Genomic DNA, 1,668 nt, shown 5'->3' with positions numbered 1-1,668 from the left:
CATGGACGATCTGTTGCGCGAGTTCCTGACGGAGAGCAGCGAGAGCCTGGATACGGTCGACAACCAGCTGGTGCAGTTCGAGCAGGATCCGAACAACGCGAAGATCCTGGATAACATTTTCCGTCTTGTGCACACGATCAAGGGGACCTGCGGCTTCCTCGGGCTGCCGCGGCTCGAGGCGTTGGCGCATGCCGGCGAGACCCTGATGGGCAAGTTCCGCGACGGCATGCCGGTGAAGGCGGAAGCCGTGACACTGATCCTGTCCTCGATCGACCGCATCAAGGAGATCCTTGGCGGGCTCGAGGCGACCGAAGCCGAGCCTGAGGGCAACGACCGCGATCTGATCGATCAGCTGGAGGCGATGGTCGAGCGCGGCATGGCCGCAATGTCAGGCTCGACGCAGTCGATGCCGGCTGCTGCCGAGGAGGACGTGCCTGTCGTCGAAGCGCCGTCGGTGCAGGCTGACATGAGCGAAGGCACGCTGGTGGTGCAGACGCTGGAGCGGCCGCTGCGTCCGGGCGAGGTCTCGCTCGACGAGCTCGAGCGCGCCTTCCGCGAGACCGAGACCGAAGTGGTCGCACCCGCGCCGGCTCCTGCCGCGAAGCCGGTGGCCGCTGTGCCTGCTGCCGCAGAGCCGGCTGAAGCCGCGAAGAAGCCGGCCCGCAAGGCCGCGGCCGAGACCGACGTCCAGGAAGGCGACAAGATCGCCAACCAGTCGATCCGGGTCAACGTCGACACCCTCGAACACCTGATGACCATGGTCTCCGAGCTGGTGCTGACCCGCAATCAGCTGCTGGAGATCTCCCGCCGCAACGAGGACACCGAGTTCAAGGTGCCGCTGCAACGGCTCTCCAACGTCACCGCCGAGCTGCAGGAAGGCGTCATGAAGACGCGGATGCAGCCGATTGGTAACGCCTGGCAGAAGCTGCCGCGCATCGTCCGCGACCTCTCCGGCGAACTCGGCAAGCAGATCGAGCTGGAGATGCACGGCGCCGACACCGAGCTCGACCGCCAGGTGCTCGACCTGATCAAGGATCCGTTGACGCACATGGTGCGCAACTCCGCCGATCACGGGCTGGAGACCACCGCCGAGCGCCTTGCCGCCGGCAAGCCCGAGCAGGGCACCATTCGCCTCAGCGCCTATCATGAGGGCGGCCACATCATCATCTGCATCGCCGACAATGGCCGCGGGCTCAACACCGAGCGGATCAAGGCCAAGGCGCTCCAGAACGGTCTCGTCACCGAGGCCGAGCTCGAGAAGATGACCGAAGCCCAGATCCACAAGTTCATCTTCGCGCCGGGCTTCTCGACCGCAGCGCAGGTGACCTCGGTATCCGGCCGCGGCGTCGGCATGGACGTGGTGCGCACCAATATCGACCAGATCGGCGGCACCATCGACATCAAGAGCGTGGCCGGCGAAGGCGCCTCGGTCACCATCAAGATCCCGCTGACGCTCGCCATCGTCTCCGCGCTGATCGTGGAAGCCGGCGGCGACCGCTTTGCCATCCCGCAGCTCTCCGTCGTCGAGCTGGTGCGGGCCCGCGCCAACTCCGAGCACCGCATCGAGCGGATCAAGGACACCGCGGTCTTGCGACTGCGCAACAAGCTGCTGCCGCTGATCCATCTGAAGAAGCTCCTGAAGATCGACGACGGCGCCACCACCACCGA

General features: G+C 65.9%; 1 protein-coding gene. It reads left to right on the top strand.

Annotated features, from left to right (window positions below; translation table 11 throughout):
- Position 1: 1 nt before the first annotated feature.
- Positions 2 to 1,668: chemotaxis protein CheA (locus FNJ47_RS45950; RefSeq protein WP_163163385.1), on the top strand; the 1,667-nt coding region annotated here is incomplete at its 3' end.

The organism is Bradyrhizobium uaiense (assembly GCF_010811875.1).
In the GTDB taxonomy this organism is placed as follows: domain Bacteria; phylum Pseudomonadota; class Alphaproteobacteria; order Rhizobiales; family Xanthobacteraceae; genus Bradyrhizobium; species Bradyrhizobium uaiense.
The sequence above is the reverse complement of the archived record's forward strand: the minus strand, read 5'-3'. Positions and strand labels throughout refer to the sequence as shown.